Raw genomic sequence first — 21230 nt, forward strand, 5'->3', positions numbered from 1 at the left:
CTAAGAATTAGGAATTAAGAATTAAGAATTAAGAATTAAGAATTAAGAATTAAGAATTAAGAATTAAGAATTAAGAATTAACGCGAAGATCTCCGCTGCATTCCAATTCTTAATTCTTAATTCCTAATTCCTAATTTCTAATAAAACTTCGGCAGCGGGTTTAATTTCAGATTACCACGCTGATGCCAGTACGGATAAATCGTCGGCGCCTCACTGGCCGCATCCAGTTTCTTTACCTGGTCTACCGTCAGATTCCATCCTACCGCAGCAAGATTCTGTTTCAGCTGCTCTTCATTCCTGGCGCCGATAATGATACTGGACACTGTCGGTCTTTGTAATAACCAGTTGAGCGCTACCTGCGCCACTGATTTGCCTGTTTCTGCGGCTACTTCGTCCAATGCATCCACTACATTATATAACAGTTCATCCGGCACGGCGAATGAAGGTACCGGACTACCACCCTGGGCTACACGACTGTCAGCCGGATAAGGCTGATTACGACGGTATTTACCACCGAGCATACCGGCAGCCAGCGGACTCCATACCAGCGCACCCACTTTCTGATCAACACCCAATGGCATCAGCTCCCACTCATACTCCCTGTTTACCAGTGAATAATACACCTGGTGCGCCACATATTTATTCCAGCCATACCGTTCAGACACAGACAGTGATTTCATCAGGTGCCAGCCGGAAAAATTAGAAGCCGCGATATATCTGATCTTTCCACTTTGTATAAGATCGTCCAGTCCGCGTAATACCTCTTCCACAGGCGTATTACCATCAAAACCATGCATGTGATAAATATCTATATAGTCTGTATTCAGTCGCTTCAGACTCGCTTCCACATTTTTGATCAGCTGCGAACGGCCGGAACCCTGATAATTTGCGCCGGATGCGTTACTCATAGGAAAGGTTGACTTCGTGGATATTAACACCTTATCCCGCTTCCCCTCAATGGCTTTACCAAGGATCTCCTCAGACAAACCATCAGAATAAGTATTTGCTGTATCAAATAAGTTAACGCCGGCATCCAGACAAAGATTGACCATCCTTGTCGCCTCATCTGCCTGCGTACTACCCCATGCCTTGAAAAATTCATTACTTCCGCCGAAAGTGGCCGTACCGAATGTCAATACCGGCACCTGCAATCCTGATCCTCCTAAAAATCTGTATTCCATTTTATTCACGTTAAATATTAAAGAATTAGATAGTTGCACAAAGGTGATAATTCCGTGATTTTCAACCCTTGTACTTTTTACAGATATATCTGTAAATTTAAAGGAAATCGCCTTTCCCGTCCGGCTATCTCAAAAAATAGCAGGGACTGCCACAACTACAGGAACCGGTACTTTTGCATATTTTTTGTGATACCGTATACATACTAATAGTTACAAATCATGGCAACATTTTCAGAGATTATAAATAGTGACAAACCCGTGTTAGTTGATTTCTTTGCTACCTGGTGTGGCCCCTGTAAAATGCAGGCGCCTATACTGGACCAGCTGAAGCAGAAAGTAGGTGATGCTGCCACTATTTTAAAAGTAGACGTAGATAAAAATCCGGCCGCTGCCAATGCATACAATGTACAGGGTGTACCTACCCTGATCCTTTTCAAACAGGGAAAGATTGTATGGCGTCAATCTGGCGTGGTACCGGCCAGCAACCTTGAACAGATTGTCAGGCAGAATGCCTGAGCCGTTCAGCAATAAATGATGCTACAATATGAAGTATGATGAGAATTTATATATCTTAGTACTTCACATTGTAGCATTGTAATATGAAAGAAATGTTTAAAACCCTATCCCAACTGGGCGATTTTGTTGATCCCGCCACTATCATTACAGGCGCTGTTTTATATGGAATCGGCGCATTACTACTAACACTGATCCTGCTGATCGTCTTCCGTAAGAGAGTACTGGTTCCCCGCAAATATACCGCCCTTCGCATCCTGGCTTATAGTTATTTCGTGATATTGCCGCTCCTGGCTGGCTTTTTCGGTATGAAATGGGGCTTCTTCAACGGGCTGCGAAAAGATATCAAAGCACACACGTCGGTTTATATAGAACATATTCCCTCGTCTATTGATGCAAAGACATCCGCTGCTGTAAGCAACTATCTGCGTGATAATAATGCCTCCCTGTCTAATCTCACTACGGACCAGCTGATAGATGCCGTAGCTGAAGTCATTTATACACAATACGATTCATTGCTTGCACAACAGCAGACTTTACAGCAAGGAAGCAATGTCATTTTACCTTGGTTGCTGAAACTGACCAAAGGCAAAGGCATGGCGCAGTTTGCCAAACATACCATTCACAAACTGCTGAAGGAAAAATTGGGACTGGATGAAGACGTCAGTAAAGAGCTGATGGCTTCCCGCATCGATGAAGTACTTCGGACGGGCTTATTTGCCAAAATCGCGATGATCCAGGTAGATCATTTCCTGAAAAGCATACAAAAAGGGATCCTGATTACCCTTTGTCTGCTGATGGCGATTCCCCTGGTGGAGATTACTATCGCCCATTATCTGTTGAAAAAGAAGAAAGCAACCCCACAACCACAACCCGCTATGTCGCAGGTTTAACCACTTATACCTCTAAAAGCGCATTTTATGCCATTTGGCCCCCTGGTCAGTGAATATGCTGGTAAATTCACGGCATATTCACTGATTAACAAGCGGGTTTATGGTAAAGTCAACACAGGCCATAGCACTGAAATATGCGCATTTTATAGACGCTGCGTACCAGGTAAAGGAACAGAGTCCGTCACAGGAACAATACCCCTTCTTCCCACCGGGTTATACGCTGGTCTATAATCTTCACAGGAAAGATACCGGTAAAGGCAAGGCAGGACTCGCATATAGTGGTTTTCTGGCCAGAAGTAACTTTTCACCGGATGCACCTACTACTTATGTGCTGGCGCTCAGAGGATCTGCTGAGTTTCTTGACTGGGCAGAGCGGCTCGATATACTCCCTTCTCCAAGCCCTTTTGGCAATAACAGTGGAAATGTCGTATCCGGATTTCTGGATATGTACAACGGAATGACCTTTTCAGAGCCCGGGCAAACAAAACCCAAAGGGCTGTTAAAATATATCAGATATAGCATCCATTATACCAATATGCAGTCGGAAGATGACACACAGCCTATGGTATGTACCGGTCATGGTCTGGGTGCGGCGATGGCTACGCTGTTTGCCGTGGGAGATGCTTACACCCTGCATCCCTGCCGCTTATACACATTTGGATCGCCTTGTGTGGGTGACGCTGCTTTTGTTTCTTTTCACAATTCGCTGATCACAACCAGCGAGAGGTATTACAATCTGCCTGACCTTATACCTACACTGCTGGATGCATTTGGTTACGACCATGTGCACAATGGCATACCCCTGGATTCACTGGGGGATGCCTCCCTCGGATGGTTACCTGATTGTACACATTCCCTCAGAACATACATGTACATGCTCGGCGCTGCTAACACAGTGCTGAGCGAGAATTGCCTTATCTCCGATATAGACGATGACGTCATGATTAAAAAATTGAGTTTTCGAAGAAGATATTAGTTCACTATGGTTATGTTAATCAGGAAGTAAAGCCGCTTCGTTTATACGAGGGGGCCTTTTTCTTTTTAGAAAGGCTATAAACGGGAAAACCGCGCACCCCTTTATAAAAGGATCCGCGGTCGTCCATATATGATTAAGCAGAATTGTTAAGATAATGCTGGTGCAGCAGGGAAATCAAGCGGCACTTTCGTTGCAGCATACAGATAGTTGGTCACTACCTTATCACCAATCACGATGATCACATCTACCAGGTTTTCGTTTGTAAAACCTGCAGCAAAGAATGCATCTACCAGCGCAGGATCCACTTTACCCTTGTTTTCCACCTGGTTTTTAACCAGTGCAGCCAGTGCGTTCAGCTTAGGATCGAAAGAGGCGCTACCTTTGCGGATCTCTATGATCTGTTCATCAGAAAAGCCGTTCAGTTTACCAATATAAGTGTGTGCCGCCAGACAGTAGTCACAATCATTCACCTGGCTTACAACCAGATTCACTACTTCCTTCTCTTTTGCTTTCAATGAGGTTTTACCGGTTGATAATGCCAGGTAGGTAGCCAATGCATTTTCAGAATAAGCCATTGTTGCATACAGGTTAGGCACTTTACCCAGACCTTTTTTCAGATTGTCAAACAGTGTCTGATTGTTGGCACTTACTTCTTCTCTTGATGGAACATTGAACGTTTTCATTTTTTTATGTTTGATGTGTGTGTGTTTGTCGTTATTGACGATGTAAAATTGCAACAAAGTCTATCGCCGGAAAATGGATACTCTTCCCTATGTCTTGTACATTTTTCCCCGGCAGGCCGTTTCTGTATCTATATTATATACCCGCACAAAGGCCATCACCCACTTTTTTTTAAAAATCCCGGAAAAAATTTCTCCTGCGCAAAAAAAGTGCGCACATGCCTTCCAACTTTGTATCATCAAACAAAAACAAACGGTCATGAGATTCAACAAGCTCAAAACTATCAAACAAGTAGTCAACCATGCAGGAGCAGCGGCATACACCCTGACACCTGAAATGGAACTGTACAGTGCTGTAGTTACTGCTTCTCTGCAAGACCAGTTTTATGAGAAAAGCACAGAGAAGCTGGAACGTCTGCGTACACTGATCGCTAAAAATGATCCTGGATTCGTAGCAAGACTTGCAGTCTACACCAGGGAAAGGATGTATCTGCGTTCAGTACCAACGGTATTGACAGTGGAACTGGCTAAAGTGCACAAAGGAGACAACCTGGTAGGTAAACTGACAGGACGCGTTATCCAGCGGGCCGACGAGATTACAGAAATACTGGCCTACTATGCAGTGGCAAACGAAAGGAAAGAGACTAAAAAGCTCAATCACCTGAGTAAGCAGCTGCAAAAAGGACTCGCTGTTGCTTTCAACAAATTCGACGAATACCAGTTCGCTAAATATAACCGTAAGACGGATATCACCTTGAAAGATGCGCTGTTCATTGTACATCCGAAAGCAAAGGATGACGCACAGCAGGCACTGTTCAATAAGATAGTAGAAGATAACCTGGATACGCCTTATACATGGGAAACTGCATTATCCGCAGCTGGTCAGGCGAAATACGATTCTGAATACGCTAAAAAAGAAGCTTTCAAATGGGTATGGACGGAACTGATAGAAAGCGGAAAACTGGGATATATGGCGGCATTGAGAAACGTGCGTAACATGCTTGATTACAATGTCGATACACAATACCTGAAGAAGGTATTTCAAATGCTGGCCGATAAAAAGGCTGTCATGAATGCAAAACAGTTGCCATTCCGTTACCTGTCTGCCTACAGAGAGATTAAGAATATCCGGCACGGTTATATCACCGAACTGAAAAGAGCACTGGAAAAAGCATTACAGACCAGCGTAGCACACCTGAAAGGATTTGACGAGTATACAAAGGTTGTCATCGCGTGCGACGTTTCCGGTTCCATGCAGCAACCAATATCTGCAAAGAGCACCGTTTTACTGTATGACATCGGTCTCTTACTGGCCATGTTGTTACAACATAAATGTAAGCACGTCGTGACAGGTATGTTCGGTGATTCCTGGAAAACAGTGAGTATGTCTCCGGATAATATTCTCGGCAACATCGATGAATTCTACAGACGAGAAGGTGAAGTGGGTTATTCCACGAATGGTTACCTGGTGCTGGATGATCTGATCAATAAAAGATATGTAGCTGATAAGATTATGTTGTTTACCGACGGACAGTTGTGGGATAGCAATACGGGTAATACCAGTGCATCCAACAGCATGTCAGCTAAATGGACAAAATACAAGCAGATAGCGCCAAACGCAAAGCTTTACCTGTTCAATCTGGCGGGTTACAATACCGTACCGCTGGATGTGCGTCAGGATGATGTTTTCCTCATTGCGGGATGGAGTGACAAGATCTTCGGAGTCCTGGATGCGATTGACAAAGGAGGAGACGCCATCACTGAAATTGCCGGCCTTGCTTTATAGCAGTTCATTATTGTTAACCTTATTCATACATCCCTCCAAAAGGGAGGGATGTATAATACCCGGCCCTGTAGCTTAAGCGGAAAAAGCCCGTGGAAAAATATTACCATGGAGTGTACGGATCATACCGTTGCCGGTACGCCTGGCAATGGTCAGAATTTACAGTGCACCGAAATCTGAAGTATCGAAAGTAGGGATGCGTATTTACAGTCGTACTGCCTGAAGGGGAATGCAGGTTCGAGTCCTGCCAGGGCTACAAAACATAACGACGAGTGTCGTGGGTAAGTGTTACTTCGCTCTTTTAGGTAGAACACAAAGACACTTCCAGTAGTTACCTCTGTTGTTTATGTTTTAAAATCTTAGAACGGGTGTCGTAGAGCAGTAATACATCGACTCCAATTCGACTAAATCTCTCACGGGGGTTGAAATCCCCCTCCGTCGAAAGGCGGGTGGCCGAGTGCATAGGCAGAGATCCAACAACTTATTGTTCGAATATTACCCCGTTCTTATAAAACAGGTGTCGTAGGAAAGCGTTACTTCGTTAATCTATGAGTCGGAGGTTCGAGCCCTCCTCTGTCTGACATCGTCGACAGGTAGCTCAGTCGGTAGAGCATTAGAATGGTCGCTTCCAATTTTTTATCCTGTTTTTATCTTTTTATATGCATGTGAATGCTTCGTAAAAGCTGTAGTTTTCATTCTCTGTTGACAGGAGAGAAATATCCATTTCTCTCCTTTTTCGTATTTCTCCACATAGTACACGAAGCACATTAACACTTATTCAACCATACACGCATTACCTTTAAATAATCTGCAATACCACCCGAAATACCATTAGAAAATCCGCAGTGGGTTCGTTCTCCGATAGCAGCAGGTAATCCTATATTTACTGCCAAACAGTATACATTGCTATGGCAAAACAAACATCCATTATTCAGTTCACCGGCCGCCTGGGGAATATGATCGGCTACTATCGAAAGGGAGACTATTTCCTGCGTAGTACCCCGGACACAGTACGCCAGACTGCCGCTACGCAACGCGCAGCACAACGCTTTGGTATGGCCAGTAAAAAAGGTGCCTTCATCCGTCATGCTATTTATGCAGCATTGGATGTGCATTGCGACAGCTCCCATGTCAACAGACTCACAAAGCTGCTCATTCCCGCTGCAGGTAATCATATCAACGTAATTAAAGGCTTTCGTTTTAATCAACATGCCGGTATAGATCATTTCTTCCCTGTCGCACCCTTCTTTTCCGCGGACAATGTATTACATATACCTGCGCAAACATTACGGCACTACAAAGGCATTACAATGCTGGAAGTAAAAATGATCGCTACTCGTATTGATTGTAAAACACATCGCATAATGGGCACACAAACAACTGCTTTCAGTATTGATGCAACGGCTACTTTTGGTGGATTAATGCATCCTGTGGCTATTCCCGGCACAGGCACACTGATTGTTACCTTACAGATAAGAGCCTTCAACGGAACCAGTATCATAGCGAACAAACAGCATCTCGTGGCCGATATTATTGCTATACAAAAACCGCAGATACAGGAAACTGTTTGTACATCTCCTGCTACAAAAACAATCATTATGCATCATGAAGAACAGGTGCAATTACACACACCACATTATCGGTTATTACTCACTTTTATTCAACGGGAATAGTACCTGCTGCCATCGTATTGCATACTGTTCATAACCACATCATACCTATTGATTCTTACTGAAATATACCATGTCGCTGCCGGCCCATCCGGCGGCTATCCTCATATCAACAAAACACCTGTCAACCCGCACCACATATAGCTCTCGCAGCAAATAACCCCGCTAAATACAGACACAATATCAAGTCCACGTTTGCTACATACATACGACCTGTTTAAAGAATATTTTCCACCTATTTTCACTACGCATGATGGCTGCGTAATGCACCTGTATCTTTGTAGGGTAATCATGAAGATCAAACAAATAAAACACCATTCCTATTGAATATAAATCCCTGTTCAGCAGTAATAAAATAACTGCTGTGCAATTTAAAATCAATCTTGTAACGTACAAATCTTTGGTTATGTAAGTACTTTTTTCACCTCAGCGTATGAAACAATCTTGTTAAGCAATACATTTTGACTATGTAAACTCCTGATTAACGGTGCCTGCACGTTCGCATGCTTAGTGCAGGCGCCACCTTCAAGAACACATTCATTTTACTGCCTACCCGGCAGCAATTAACTGAGTTGCATCCAATGGCGATAAGCCACCCCCATGGCTGCGCATGACATACAGATGCAGCTATTCACAGATACGACTTAAATATCTTTTATATACTATGCTGAAATCAAGAATGAACCAATTTGTAGCAACCTATTTTAATAATGGCAATCCTGGTTACTTATCCAGGCCAGCCCAGCTCTCCTCCGGTGGCTCCGTGACAACTGTAGCAACCATCGACAACAGAGAACTGAAAAATTCAGATGGGGTATTGCAGATCACCTCTTTTGGTTCGGTAGATAACATTGACACTTTATCCACATCACCCGATGATCTGGTAATGGTATTCGGCGATGAAAGAGATCAGCACCAGGAGCTCGTGCTGTTTGATCAGGCTTTCACACAAAGTAATGTAACGTTCAGAATTGATATGCAGCTGCAACCTGCTGCTATTTCATACGAAGGCGTATGTACCATCTTTTTTTCCACTGGAGAAGTGAAAACATTGTATGTGTATCTCCCGGATGTAAATGAGAATAATTTCACAGCCATCCGTTTCAAAAACACAAAGCGCTCTAACAGTGATGTGCAAACAATTGTAAGAGCCTTTAACGTGGTGCTTATCAAATAGTACCCAAGCACTCATCCATTATGTTGTTAGGAGCCGCGGTCTCCGTCAGTGCATAGTGGCAAGGCGCCTGCTGCTTGCACTGATATCCCCAACCCTGTTGTTTGTCTAACCGGCCTTTTACATAATCTATGCCTGGCCTTGCTTCCATTGTTGTTTTCCTATATGCGCTTCAGTCTGGCCTTTGCGGCGCCAGGCTGAACGCTTTTTTATAGTTATTCGTTATCTCAGGTAACGCAGTCTGATTACGTGCAGCACCCTTATCCAATGACTGATACCCCGCTGATGCAACATAAACACCAATACGATCAGTATACCCATAATCCCTTCTGCAAATACTACCACACCTACTCCAAAATAATGTGCAAGATATCCGATCACCAGACTACCAATTGGTAACATTCCCTGATAAGACATGATATAATAACTCAGCGTCCGTGCGCGCATTTCAGAAGAAGCGTGCGTCTGCAGATAAGTATTGATAGCAGAGTTCTGGATCATCAGTCCGCCACCTGTAGCAGCAGTCGCCGCCAGCGCCAGGACAATTGAAGAGGATACTGCCAGTCCCAGTAAAGCCACAGCAAATACAGTACTGGAAAGAATAGTCAGCCGTATCAGATCACGGCCGGGTTTGAGTGTTGCCATAAACACCGCTCCAAACAATGCACCTAAACCGGCAGCACTCTCAAACCAGCTGAAGGTAGTCGCATCACCATGGAAAACGTCTTTGGCAAAAACAGGTAGTAAAGTCGTATAAGGTATCACCAGCAGACTGGAAGCCGCCAGTAGCAATATCAGGGAAGAAAGATCCGGTGATTCCCGGAGGTAATCATACCCCTTCCTCAGGTCAGCCCAGATATTCACATCCGAACGGGAAGCCGGTATCAGCGCCAGTTTCATCATCACCAGACAACAAATTACCGCAATAAAACTCAGGAAGTTAATCAGAAAACAGATATCCTCCCCAAAGGAACTAAGGATGATACCCGCCAGCGCAGGTCCTACCAGTCGTGCCGCATTGAATGCAGAAGAGTTCAACGCAATCGCATTGGGAAGATCTTCCTTATCATCTACCAGGTCCACCATCAGCGCCTGCCGGGCCGTGGTGTCAAAAGCATTGATCAGCCCCTGCGCCAGACTCAATACCGAGATCCAGATCATACTGTAATAATTCAGCCAGACCATAGCCGCCAACACACCCGCCTGCACCATCAGTGCAATCTGGGTGACCATGACTACCTTGAACTTATTATGTCTGTCGATGAAACTGCCGGCAAAAGGCGCCAGCACCAGGGAAGGTATCAGACTGAGGAAAGTCACCAGTCCAAGTAGCAAAGCAGACCCTGTGATGCGGTATACCAGCCAGCTGATAGCTACCCTTTGCATCCATGTCCCGATAAGTGATATGGCTTGTCCTATAAAGTGAAGTCTGAAGTTATGGTGTTTTAATGAACGAAATACTGACATTTGATTAAGTAAATTAATAAAGTTACTTTACAAAAGTACAGCTTTTTTATGAAACACAGCCGTTCTATTCTCCTACTACAGTCTCAAAAACGTGTTAAAACCAGCTATTATAGACATAAAACACCCGTCAGTAGCTGGAAACAGCATTTCGGCAGACAATCTACCCGCCAACATGCAATAGTTCAAAAAATGTAAAGTAACTTTGTAAACTGATTCTGTATTATGTCCACAAACACTTATGAAGTAGCCGCTTCCCTGCGCAGTACGGTCACCCGTCTTGTCAGGCAGCTACGCAAACAAAACATCAGCTCCGATTTCTCCAACGCAGAGTTACTCACAATGGGCCTGCTCGATCAGCACGGCAAATTGCTGCCCTCCGCCCTGGCAGAAATGGAGCGCATATCGGCACAGGCTATCTCCCAGATCCTCAACCGGCTGGAAGAGGTGGGCTGCGTCAACCGCGTAATGGACGAAACCGATAAAAGGAAATCTGTTGTATCGCTGACAGAAAAAGGGACCCGGCACCTGTATGAAAACAGACGTATTAAAGAAGAATGGCTGGTAAAAGCAATGGATAAACTCTTCTCTGCCGAAGAACTGGCACTGATAGAAGCTTTCCTCCCCCTCCTGCAACGGCTCGCGGAATACAATGGCTAAACAGGCACTTATCTGATATTATTATGAAAGGAATGCACCATTATAAGATGACAACCCGCTGGACCGGCAATACCGGTTCCGGTACTTCCGCCTACCAGGCTTACGAGCGCAATCACATCCTGCAGGTCGATGGCAAACCCGAAATTCCAGGTTCCTCTGATCCCAGCTTCAGGGGAGACAAGACCCGTTATAACCCGGAAGAAATGCTGGTAGCGTCACTATCCTCCTGTCATATGCTCTGGTACCTGCACCTCTGCTCAGAAGCAGGCGTCATAGTCGTTGATTATGTGGATAATGCCACCGGTACGATGATAGAAACAGCAGATGGCGGTGGCCACTTCTCAGAGGTAACCCTGCATCCCGAAGTAACAGTAACGGATCCTGCCATGATCGATAAAGCGAATGCACTTCATGCAAAAGCAAACCAGCTTTGCTTTATCGCCAACTCGGTGAAATTCCCGGTTCATCATGACGCAAAATGTAAAATATAGCCGCAAAATAGCTGATTCGATACTTAAAACAGTAAGTAGTGGCACTCAGCGATAGGCTACCACTCATCAATTTTCCTCACCAAAAGGGGTAAAAAAGCACAAAAAGGAGTTAAAATACAATAGGAACACCTATGTTTCCAGTATTTTAACATTTGCGTAGCGATAAAATTAACTAAATTTATATGTGTATAACGTAAGCGCTTATATCCAGTTTCCCGATTACGTATGAAGAAGATACTCGCAATAGGATTGGTTATTACCTCATTAAGTACCCTTACTTTACTGTATGGTTTTAGAGAGGAAGCGCCGCTGCGCTCAGGGGACCTTATTTTTCAAACATCTATGTCTCCGCAATGCCACGCGGTAAGACTCGCCACACATTCGCAGTTCAGTCACTGCGGCATGATCTGGAAAGTAGGCAATGAAGACTATGTACTGGAAGCGGTACAACCTGTCCGAATGACACCACTGGACGAATGGATCTCACATGGGGAAGGAAAAAAATATGTAGTACGCCGGCTGAAAAATGCAGATAAACAGTTGACACCGCAGGTATTGCAAAAGATGGAAGCCGAAGGCAAAAAAATGCTGGGCAAATCCTATGACGCATACTTCGAATGGTCCGACGATAAAATATACTGCTCAGAGCTGATATGGAAGATCTATAAGAGAGCCGCTGGCGTAGAAGTGGGCAAATTGCAGCAGATGAAAGAATTTGATCTCAGCAGTGAACCAGTGAAAGAGATTATCCATGAACGTTATGGGGACAATCTCCCTGTAAATGAAACGGTTATCTCACCGCAAAGCATCTATGAAAGCAACTTATTTATGACCGTTAGGTCGAAATCTGGCAAATAATAGTATTATCTCAGTAACTTTGTACTCCAAGGTCTGGTCTAACCAGTAAGAACAAGGTTCGATTTTTTATATCAACGGCGTAGTACCGTTTATTCCAATCCTATGAATATGAAAAGATTTTCTACATTCCTATTGCTGTCCACAGCATTCTCTGTCCCTACTATTGCCCAAAACTATAAGCAGGATTTCGAAAAGTTAAGCACTAGCGGCGACACAACCAAACAACGTGTACTGCTGGCGAAATGGGAAAAAGCGAAACCCAATGACGCTGAACTCTATATCGCATACTTCAACTATTACGTTTCCAAAAGTAAAACAGAGGTAGTGACCATTAACCATACTGCCAACGGCTCCAATGCCCTCAAAGCTGGCAAAAATGGTGATCCTGCCGGTTATACCAGTGAGGTAGGTTACAAAAAAGAGCCACTGAACAAAGGTTTTAAATATATTAATACCGGTATCTCCAAATTCCCCAACCGTCTGGATATGCGCTTCGGCAAAATCTATATGCTGGGTGAAAACTATAATTATACCAATCTGACCAAAGAACTGGTGTCCGCTATCAACTACGGCAGCACCATCGATAACAAATGGAAATGGTCCGATAACAAAGCATTGGAAAAACCAGAACAGTTCATGCTGAATGCCGTGCAGGAATACGTTGCCCAGATCTACAACGTAGGTAAAAGCCAGGCTGACAACATCAAGCTGATCTCCGAAACCGTGCTGAAATATTATCCTAAACACGTAGAAAGTCTCTCCGACCTCGGTCTGGCATACACGCTGAAAGAAGATACGGAAAATGCATTGAAGACTTTCCTGAAAGCCAATGCTATTGCGCCGAAAGATTATATCGTATTAAACAACATCGCTAATATCTACGCCAAAAAGGGAGATGATGAACATGCCGTGATGTATTACGAACAGACTTTAAAATATGGTGACCAGGAAGCTAAAGACCTGGCCAGCGCTGAAATAAAAAGGATTAACAGCAAGAAACCGGTTCCAAAGGCAACCATGCCTAAACCCGCTACTGCTAAAACATCCGCAGAAAAAGCAACAAACAGTAAACCAACTACCGCTAAGACAGTTTCCAAAACCAAAACGGATACTGACAAATCAAACTCCTCTAAATCTACAGCGGCAAAAAATACTAAAAAGCCAACAAGCAAAATGCCTTCTAAGAATTAACTTAGAAGGCAGTTGCCGGCAAAAAGTAGCTTTCATTTATTTGATAGACTGCAACAGACTACAGAACTCCAGCTTCTCATCTGAAGTCAGAAATGAATTGGCAATCGTTTCATTAATTAAGTCGCTCGTCAGAGAAAATTCATCGTAAAGGTCATTTTGTTCCACTCCATACTTCTTGGCGGTTGAGTAACGAACTGCTCCAAGGATTTCCTTCGAAGGCACCTTCTTTTCAACAAGTAGAGGCCTGATGGAATACAGCATTTCGTTGTTGGCAATCTCTATCTTCTTCTGATAGTCTGTCTTGCCATGTTTGGAAAAATTATGCCTGGTCAGCAGAAAAACAATGAGGGCCAGCATTAGTCCAAATACTACAGTAATGATCATGTTTTCAGGTAAGTGCATCATAAAAAATTACGAAAGCTTAAGCGTGTATAATATATGAGAAACATACGCAATATATACCCTGGTAGTTTCAGTAGGATGCCCGTTAATTGCGTGTTCCAACAGATTCCATTTTCGCTTTTTCTCCAACTAGTTGCTAATCAGCAGCCCCTAAAATATGTACTCATTGAAACACAAGTGAGTACTACTACTCGTTATAGAAAGAAAAAATAACATTTTTAAACAGTTCTTAGTCAAACAGCATATGGGGATTATCAGTACCAGCATGCAGGCTCTCCTAACTATAGCATCTTAAAAAAAAATATTTTCAGAAAAAATTCAAAAAGCTCCTGCCGGATGGTACCGACAGGAGCTTTTTACATAATTATTTACAGATCGCTTACTTCCAGGTAATAATCGCCATCACCGGGAAGTGATCTGATGGCACACGCGCCACATACTTCTTCAGTGATACCTCTTTGGGAAAATCAGCCGAACTCACTTTGTCGTCTCCATTTTCTGTTACCACCGGACCACGATAAGTATCCGTCAGTATACCATACTTTTCCACACGGAATTGTCTGGTCAGGAAAATGTGATCGATACGACTGTCAGTTTTGCTGTTTGGATTGAATGCATTGAAAGTACCATTCTCCGCATAACGGATCGCAGTCGTTTCATACGCATCTTTCAGCAAACCGGAAGTATTGATCAGTGTATAAGATTCGCTTTGCTGATCCACGTTAAAGTCACCTGTCAGAATGGTCGGAATATTCCCTGCCATCTTTCTTACTTTATCCATTACCAGCTTCGCACTCTCCGCGCGCGCTTTCACACCTACGTGGTCCATATGCAGGTTGAAAAAGTAAAAAGTAAATCCTGTTTTGATCTCTTTGAATTTACCCCAGGTACAGATCCTTGGCAATACCGCATCCCAGCCTTTCTTTGGCTTGTCTGTTTCTTCCGCCATCCAGAAATCTCCATGTTCCAGCAACTTAAACTTTACACCATTGTAAAAGATAGCAGAATATTCACCGGCTTCCTTTCCGTCATCACGGCCTATCCCGATATACGCATAACCGGGCAGACTGTCTTTCAGGTTCTCTAACTGGTGGTGCATACATTCCTGTGTTCCGAAAATATCAAAACCATGAAAGCGGATCATGGAAGCGATCACCGGATACCGCTGTTTCCAACCGTTGCCATGAGCAGCGTCTTCCTTGTTATTGTCATTACGCATGTTGTAAGTGGCCACCGTCATTTTCTGCGCCATTACAGCGTAACTCAGCACGGTAAAAACAGCCATCAGGAGCATCTTTCTTTTCATCTGCATCTCGTGTTTATAATGATCATTTAATTTAATTCCTTACAGCTCCCAACCCGGGTTCTGTCCCAGTTTAGGGTTCAGCTGCAGATCGGTATAAGGCACCGGATAAAGATACTTGTAATCAGCTCACTCACGGGATACATTATCCAGCCAGTACAACTCACCATGTATATCATCCGACAGTACCTGCAGATCGTACCACTGCTCAGCACAGGGCTTACATTGATATACGTAACTCCCTTTACCTGCTCAGCTGGTGCGGTCTTGTAAAAACATACATCCGGCACGCCATCGCTATTCAGGTCCATAATACCTGGAAAATATTTTGTTTTCAGGTAATTGTCAGCCACCGTCGGCTTAGCCGTAATACCACCGGTAATACCAGCACGGGCACACAGTGCGCCAACCGTTTTCGCCCAGTCATTATCCGACAACTTACCCAGTTCCGCCATCGCCTCGCATAGTTCAGCAGGATCTCTGCATAACGCATCAGGGTGATAGAATTCGTCCTGGTTGTACCGCCATCATAATAAGTATCATCCAGCGTAAACTTGATCGGCATATAGCCAGTGTAAGTATAAGAAAATACAGGCGGAGCTGCAACCGTTTTTCCATTATCGGTACGGGTATAAGATCCCATACGGATCGTCTGTCGCAAACGCATGTCGCGGCCCTGTGTCTCCTGCGCGAATGTCTGCGTCGCATATCCCGCCTCATTGGTGAACGGTGTACCGTCAATATTCAGGCAGGTGTTGATAAATGTCCTGGTAAAGCTCAGACCGTTACCATACGTAGCAGAGGTAAAATACCAGTTAGCATCATTGAATACAGCTATACACCCCGGAACAGGTGATTGCCATCGCCAACAGCATCCTCAACTTTGACCCGCTCAGCGAAGACACCATTATGTTTAAATGCAGGGCATTGGTCCCCCTGAAACAACATGCCGCTGCCAGAGCGGTTTATAACAGCTTTGCAAAGGAATACGATCACATTTACGAGGAGTCTTTTGAGAAAGAATACCAGGCATTACTGGTAGATTAGAAAAAATTTTTCAGGTACTGACGGACTACTGACATAGGGTTGTCACAAGGCGCTTGTTACTTTGTTTCAGAATCACAAAACAACGCAATATGGACATCATTCAATCTCTCCTTAAAGAAATGGAACAGGAAGCACAAACCACCCGTAAGATGCTTTCTATCATTCCGGAAGACAAGTTCAACTGGCAACCCCATCCAAAAAGCATGTCTGTGATCAGACTCGCCACGCACATCGCCGAGCTTCCAGGCTGGGTAAGCATGGTGCTGGATACAGCAGAACTGGACTTCGCCACTGCCCCTTACGATCCTAAAGTGATCACCAATGTAAAAGAATTATTGGCCTATTTCGAAGAAACCCTGGCCGCCGGAAAAGCAAGACTGGAGAAAGCACAGCTGCCTGAACTGAATGAACAATGGATCCTGAGAAATGGGGAAGATATCTATAGCAAATCCACCAAAGCTGAATTCATCCGCATCAGCTATTCCCAGATCGTACACCACAGGGCGCAATTAGGTGTAGACCTCCGCCTCCTGGATGTTAAAATCCCGGGTAGTTATGGTCCAAGTGCAGATGAACAATTCGAAGTACTGGAGAAAGCATAAGTATGTATTATCATGTAGGTGCTCGTTATGGTAGACTAAGCACTACAGTAAATAAGACAGCAACGCCTGATCATAATGATCAGGCGTTCTCTTATTGATGGTTGCCGTTATTGTTTAACACTCTTCATCTTTTTCACATTGTAGTTGGAAGACTTATTCATCTTCTGATACATACTCTTCTCAGATTCCCGCATCACACTCACAGAATCCATCTGCTGTACATAGGAGGACATTTTATTGACCTGCTCCTGCAGCTTAGGAGAATTATACCGGAGCTGTTTATCCTTCAGCACCTGCACAGCCGCCTGTCCTTTCTTACGGGCTGCATCGTATTGACCTTTATCCACATCGGCCATGATATCATCAAAGCGCTGGGTGGATTCAAACAATGCCAGCATTTCCTGCACTTCTTTATCCTCTCCGCTTGCCACCAGTTCTTTATCGCTGGTCATCTTTATCTGCACTGGTTTACTTTCTTTTACCTGTTCAAAGGAAGAAACATTGGTATACCCCACAGTACAGTCAAAACGCAGATTCGTCGTATAGGTGCCCTTACTCTTCAATTTGATCAGGATGGCCTTTTCATCATTCGCATAGAGATCGTTAAAACGGACCAGGACCTTACCTCCCTTTACTTCGTAAGGATAGCCATACACATATGTACATTCCATATCCTGCGGAATACTGATTTCCGCCCAGGCGTTCTGTGCCACGACGCTCAGCAACCCTTTTAATTCCCCGGCGAATATTTGTGGGATCTTATCCGGACTGTCAATAAAGTAATAATTCGCCCGGCCATTTTCCGCCAGCATGGTCAGCAGGTCTTCGTTATAGTCTGCTCCCACACCAAAGGTGGATAACGCGATACCATCTTCCTTATACTTGTTCTCAGCCAGTCTTTTCAATTCCAGCGGATCTGTAATCCCCTGATTGGCAAGCCCGTCTGTCAGTAACAGCACCCTGTTCACATATCCTTCTTTACGGGTACTTTTCACCTGTGTATAGCCTTCCAGCATACCACCGCTCAGGTTAGTAGAGCCACGGTCGTGGATCTTATCGATAGCGGCCTTCAGCGCTTCTTTGTTTTTAACAGACTGAGAAGGACTGGTCACCTCTACCCGGTCATCATAGTTGACGATCGACAGATGATCCGTGCTATTCAGCTGATCTATCAGGAATTTTGCGGCCTGTCTGGCGTATTTGATCTTGTCCCCACTCATGGAACCACTTCTGTCCAGCACCAGTGATATATTCAGCGGCACCCTTGGCTTACTCGCCTCTCCCTCCCCGCCTTTGATATTGACATACAGATAGCAATCGCCGTTGCTGTTCTGATATACCCAATTGTTACCCGGCTTCACATACCATTCGATGACCTTTTTATCGTCTGTCAGCGCGGAAGCTATTTTCTCCGTACGACGGCTGGAAATGCCCGGACCGGAACTCAGCCACACAGGTACTGATAAACTTGCAAGGAAAAGTAAGGCATACTGCATAGCATAATAGAATTTAGGGTAAATGAATGTTTTCGGTATGATGCTACAAAATCGGTCTTTCCATAAATGAAGAGACCACTTTAACATTTTTTTGGCGAATCCTCCCCTATCTGGAAAGGGTATGTTCTTTGCTGCTCTTATTTAAAATAGCCCCATATGACACTGGAAGCGGTCACGCTGATATTTCCACATCAGTTATACGAACAACATCCGGCACTGGATAAAAGCAGACAGGTATACCTGGTGGAAGAAGCGCTCTATTTCACGCAATACCCCTTTCACCAGCATAAACTCACCTTACACCGCGCCAGTATGCAGTATTACGCTCATTTCCTGGAACAGAAAGGCTATCAGGTCAGCTATATAGATAGCACGGAACAACACGCAACGATACAGGCATTGATCAAATGGTTACACAGTAAAAAAGTATATGAACTGCACTACGCAGAAACAGACGATTATTTACTGGAACGACGTATCAACCGTTACTGCCGGCAATACGACATCGCTCCTGTAACTTACATCAACCCTGGGTTCATTAACCGTCTTGATGAAGTGACGACTTTCTTTGACGGACGGAAGCGCTATTTCATGCAGGACTTCTACATTCATCAGCGTAAAACTCGTCAGATCCTTATCGACGTCAAGGGACCTGTGGGCGGCCACTGGAGCTTCGATGCTGATAACCGGGAAAAGATCCCCAAAGGTGAAAGCATTCCTGATCCCCGCTTCCCTCCTGCCGGTAAATACTTAAAAGAAGCCATCAGCTACGTACAACAACACTATAAAAACAATCCCGGAGACGCAACTACATGTCGCTATCCCGTTACACACCAGCAGGCCGAGCATTGGCTGGAACAATTCCTGGAAGAACGTTTCCGCAAATTTGGTATCTACGAAGATGCCATCGTGCAGACAGAAAGCATTCTCTATCACAGTATGCTCACACCTGCATTAAACATAGGACTGCTACTACCCATGCAGATCCTTGAAAAAGCAATCGCCATGGCCCCTGTACATAAAGTGCCGCTGAACTCACTGGAAGGATTTATCCGCCAGATACTCGGCTGGCGGGAATTTATCAGAATACTCTACAGACGCGAAGGCAGCAAACAACGTACGACCAATTTCTGGGATCATGAACGGCCAATGCCGGATAGTTTTTATACCGGTAATACAGGCATTCCGCCTATCGACCAGACCATCCACAAATTACTCAGACATGGATACACGCACCACATAGAGCGGCTGATGATACTGGGCAATTTCATGTTGCTTTGCGAGCTCCACCCGGATGCCGTCTATCAATGGTTCATGGAATTATATATCGACGCGTATGACTGGGTCATGGTGCCCAATGTGTACGGCATGAGTCAGTTTGCCGACGGTGGACTGATGAGCACAAAACCCTACATCAGCAGCAGTAACTACATCCTGAAAATGAGCAACTACCCTAAAGGCGACTGGTGCCAGGTATGGGATGGTCTTTTCTGGCGTTTTATGCATAAACACAGGGATTTTCTGGGAGATAATCAAAGGCTGGGTATGCTGGTAAAGATGCTCGATAAGATGGATAAACAGGTGCTAAAATCACACCTGCATCATGCAGAAGAATTCCTCGGCAAACTGACGTAGCTTTGTACTTCTACGGCTAACATGGAGAGTGAAACAAATAAGAAACTACGGAAGATCATTCATATTGACATGGATGCATTTTATGCATCTGTAGAGCAACGCGACAACCCTGAATATCGCGGTAAAGCAATAGCAGTTGGAGGATCTCCCGAAGGTAGAGGCGGCGTAGTGGCAACAGCCAGCTATGAAGCACGTAAGTTTGGTGTACGCTCTGCTATGCCTTCCAAAAGAGCATTACAGCTTTGCCCTGAACTGATCTTTATCCGCCCGAGATTTGATGTGTATAAAGAAGCCTCCCGCAAAATACGGGAGATATTCTCCCGCCATACCGATATCATAGAACCCCTCTCGCTCGATGAAGCCTTCCTGGATGTGACCGAAGACAAACAACAGATCGGCTCTGCCATCGAAATTGCAAAACTGATCAAACAAGCCATAAAAGATGAACTGCAACTCACCGCATCCGCAGGCGTATCTGTGAATAAGTTTGTCGCAAAAATTGCATCCGATCTGAATAAACCCGACGGACTCACATTCATCGGTCCTTCCTCTATTGAATCCTTCATGGAAAAACTACCGGTCGAAAAATTCTTTGGTGTAGGAAAAGTCACGGCAGATAAGATGAAGCGAATGGGCCTGCACACCGGTGCTGACCTGAAACGCTTATCAGAAAATGACCTGAAAACACACTTCGGGAAAGTGGGCGCATTCTATTACAGGATTGTCAGAGGCATCGACGAAAGAGAAGTACAGCCACATCGTGAAACAAAATCCCTGGGGGCAGAAGATACCTTTCCCTATGATCTGACGCGCACAGAAGAAATGAATGCCGAACTGGAAAAGATCGCAGTAACGGTATACGAACGACTAAAAAGATATGGCCTGAAAGGCAGAACGGTTACATTAAAAATCAAGTACAGCGACTTCAGACAGATCACACGTAATCAGTCATTCCCTGTTCCTGTCGGTGACCTGGAAAAAATACTGGAAACGGCGAAACAACTGTTACTGTCAACAGAACCGGAAGACAAACCGGTACGCTTACTGGGGATCTCGTTGTCTAATTTTGGAGAGATCGTACCGGTCAATAACCGGCCGGATAATACCATACAACTATCCCTCTTTGATGATGTATAATCAATAACCCTATTGTAGTATTTTCATTCCTGCATACAATCCAGGATCGCTTTAAACACAAATGCCGTCACGCG

21 protein-coding genes and 1 pseudogene are annotated in these 21230 nt (G+C 44.5%); 14 read left to right on the forward strand and 8 right to left on the reverse strand.

The window, feature by feature from the left end; translation table 11 throughout:
- Positions 1-137 precede the first annotated feature (137 nt).
- The gene (locus CPIN_RS35410) at positions 138-1181 is read right to left on the reverse strand and encodes an aldo/keto reductase (protein WP_012794718.1); all 1044 of its coding nucleotides are present in this window, start codon (positions 1179-1181) and stop codon (positions 138-140) included.
- Positions 1182-1400: 219 nt separating this feature from the next.
- Between CPIN_RS35410 and trxA the strand changes: the two genes are divergently transcribed.
- The 3 genes from trxA (at position 1401) to CPIN_RS35425 (ending at position 3563) form a co-directional block, all read left to right on the forward strand.
- Entirely contained in the window at positions 1401-1697 is a 297-nt protein-coding gene (trxA, locus tag CPIN_RS35415) for a thioredoxin (protein WP_012794719.1), read from the forward strand.
- A gap of 92 nt (positions 1698-1789) precedes the next feature.
- Positions 1790-2587: a hypothetical protein gene (locus CPIN_RS35420; RefSeq protein ID WP_012794720.1), complete on the forward strand. Its 798-nt coding sequence runs from the start codon at positions 1790-1792 to the stop codon at positions 2585-2587.
- Positions 2588-2687: 100 nt separating this feature from the next.
- Positions 2688-3563: a lipase family protein gene (locus tag CPIN_RS35425; RefSeq protein ID WP_012794721.1), complete on the forward strand. Its 876-nt coding sequence runs from the start codon at positions 2688-2690 to the stop codon at positions 3561-3563.
- A 146-nt stretch (positions 3564-3709) separates the two neighbouring features.
- On the opposite strand, the gene CPIN_RS35430 is transcribed toward CPIN_RS35425, so the two are convergent.
- Positions 3710-4246 (reverse strand): carboxymuconolactone decarboxylase family protein, encoded by a 537-nt coding sequence (locus CPIN_RS35430; RefSeq protein ID WP_012794722.1) that lies wholly within the window; start codon positions 4244-4246, stop codon positions 3710-3712.
- 256 nt (positions 4247-4502) lie between these two features.
- On the opposite strand from CPIN_RS35430, the gene CPIN_RS35435 reads away from it, so the two are divergent.
- From CPIN_RS35435 to CPIN_RS35445, 3 genes are all read left to right on the forward strand, one after another.
- The gene (locus CPIN_RS35435; RefSeq protein ID WP_012794723.1) at positions 4503-6029 is read left to right on the forward strand and encodes a TROVE domain-containing protein; all 1527 of its coding nucleotides are present in this window, start codon (positions 4503-4505) and stop codon (positions 6027-6029) included.
- A gap of 905 nt (positions 6030-6934) precedes the next feature.
- Positions 6935-7699 carry a hypothetical protein gene (locus tag CPIN_RS35440; protein ID WP_012794724.1) on the forward strand — a complete coding sequence of 255 codons (765 nt, stop codon included), beginning with the start codon at positions 6935-6937 and terminating at the stop codon, positions 7697-7699.
- Positions 7700-8360: 661 nt separating this feature from the next.
- A complete protein-coding gene (locus CPIN_RS35445; RefSeq protein WP_012794725.1) occupies positions 8361-8873 on the forward strand; it encodes a hypothetical protein in 513 nt (170 codons plus the stop codon).
- A 219-nt stretch (positions 8874-9092) separates the two neighbouring features.
- On the opposite strand, the gene CPIN_RS35450 is transcribed toward CPIN_RS35445, so the two are convergent.
- Positions 9093-10337 (reverse strand): MFS transporter, encoded by a 1245-nt coding sequence (locus tag CPIN_RS35450; RefSeq protein WP_012794727.1) that lies wholly within the window; start codon positions 10335-10337, stop codon positions 9093-9095.
- 222 nt (positions 10338-10559) lie between these two features.
- Between CPIN_RS35450 and CPIN_RS35455 the strand changes: the two genes are divergently transcribed.
- From CPIN_RS35455 to CPIN_RS35470, 4 genes are all read left to right on the forward strand, one after another.
- Positions 10560-10994 (forward strand): MarR family winged helix-turn-helix transcriptional regulator, encoded by a 435-nt coding sequence (locus CPIN_RS35455; RefSeq protein ID WP_012794728.1) that lies wholly within the window; start codon positions 10560-10562, stop codon positions 10992-10994.
- 23 nt (positions 10995-11017) lie between these two features.
- Complete coding sequence (locus tag CPIN_RS35460) at positions 11018-11485, forward strand: OsmC family protein (protein WP_012794729.1); 468 nt, start codon at positions 11018-11020, stop codon at positions 11483-11485.
- Positions 11486-11710: 225 nt separating this feature from the next.
- Positions 11711-12343, forward strand: coding sequence for a YiiX family permuted papain-like enzyme (locus CPIN_RS35465; protein ID WP_012794730.1), 633 nt, complete (start codon positions 11711-11713; stop codon positions 12341-12343).
- Positions 12344-12451: 108 nt separating this feature from the next.
- Complete coding sequence (locus CPIN_RS35470; RefSeq protein ID WP_187294725.1) at positions 12452-13534, forward strand: tetratricopeptide repeat protein; 1083 nt, start codon at positions 12452-12454, stop codon at positions 13532-13534.
- A gap of 36 nt (positions 13535-13570) precedes the next feature.
- On the opposite strand, the gene CPIN_RS35475 is transcribed toward CPIN_RS35470, so the two are convergent.
- The 4 genes and pseudogenes from CPIN_RS35475 to CPIN_RS38835 form a co-directional block, all read right to left on the reverse strand.
- Complete coding sequence (locus CPIN_RS35475) at positions 13571-13939, reverse strand: hypothetical protein (protein WP_012794732.1); 369 nt, start codon at positions 13937-13939, stop codon at positions 13571-13573.
- A gap of 376 nt (positions 13940-14315) precedes the next feature.
- Positions 14316-15242, reverse strand: a complete 927-nt coding sequence (locus tag CPIN_RS35480) for an endonuclease/exonuclease/phosphatase family protein (protein ID WP_012794733.1) — start codon at positions 15240-15242, stop codon at positions 14316-14318.
- A gap of 39 nt (positions 15243-15281) precedes the next feature.
- Positions 15282-15353 (reverse strand): annotated as a pseudogene (locus CPIN_RS39735) (hypothetical protein); the annotation flags it as partial.
- Between the two features lie 220 nt (positions 15354-15573).
- Positions 15574-16077, reverse strand: a complete 504-nt coding sequence (locus CPIN_RS38835) for a RagB/SusD family nutrient uptake outer membrane protein (protein ID WP_148230701.1) — start codon at positions 16075-16077, stop codon at positions 15574-15576.
- A 14-nt stretch (positions 16078-16091) separates the two neighbouring features.
- Between CPIN_RS38835 and CPIN_RS35490 the strand changes: the two genes are divergently transcribed.
- On the forward strand, positions 16092-16286 hold the full coding sequence (locus CPIN_RS35490) for a hypothetical protein (protein ID WP_044220487.1): 195 nt from the start codon (positions 16092-16094) through the stop codon (positions 16284-16286).
- Positions 16287-16375: 89 nt separating this feature from the next.
- Complete coding sequence (locus CPIN_RS35495; RefSeq protein WP_012794734.1) at positions 16376-16888, forward strand: DinB family protein; 513 nt, start codon at positions 16376-16378, stop codon at positions 16886-16888.
- Positions 16889-16995: 107 nt separating this feature from the next.
- Here the strand turns inward: CPIN_RS35495 and CPIN_RS35500 are convergent, their stop codons facing one another.
- Positions 16996-18384 (reverse strand): vWA domain-containing protein, encoded by a 1389-nt coding sequence (locus tag CPIN_RS35500; protein WP_012794736.1) that lies wholly within the window; start codon positions 18382-18384, stop codon positions 16996-16998.
- A 156-nt stretch (positions 18385-18540) separates the two neighbouring features.
- Here CPIN_RS35500 and CPIN_RS35505 point away from each other — a divergent pair, with 156 nt between their 5' ends.
- Positions 18541-20019, forward strand: a complete 1479-nt coding sequence (locus CPIN_RS35505) for a cryptochrome/photolyase family protein (RefSeq protein WP_012794737.1) — start codon at positions 18541-18543, stop codon at positions 20017-20019.
- A gap of 21 nt (positions 20020-20040) precedes the next feature.
- Positions 20041-21156, forward strand: a complete 1116-nt coding sequence (dinB, locus tag CPIN_RS35510; protein WP_012794738.1) for a DNA polymerase IV — start codon at positions 20041-20043, stop codon at positions 21154-21156.
- The last annotated feature ends 74 nt before the right edge of the window (positions 21157-21230 follow it).

This window comes from Chitinophaga pinensis DSM 2588, assembly GCF_000024005.1.
Classification (GTDB): domain Bacteria; phylum Bacteroidota; class Bacteroidia; order Chitinophagales; family Chitinophagaceae; genus Chitinophaga; species Chitinophaga pinensis.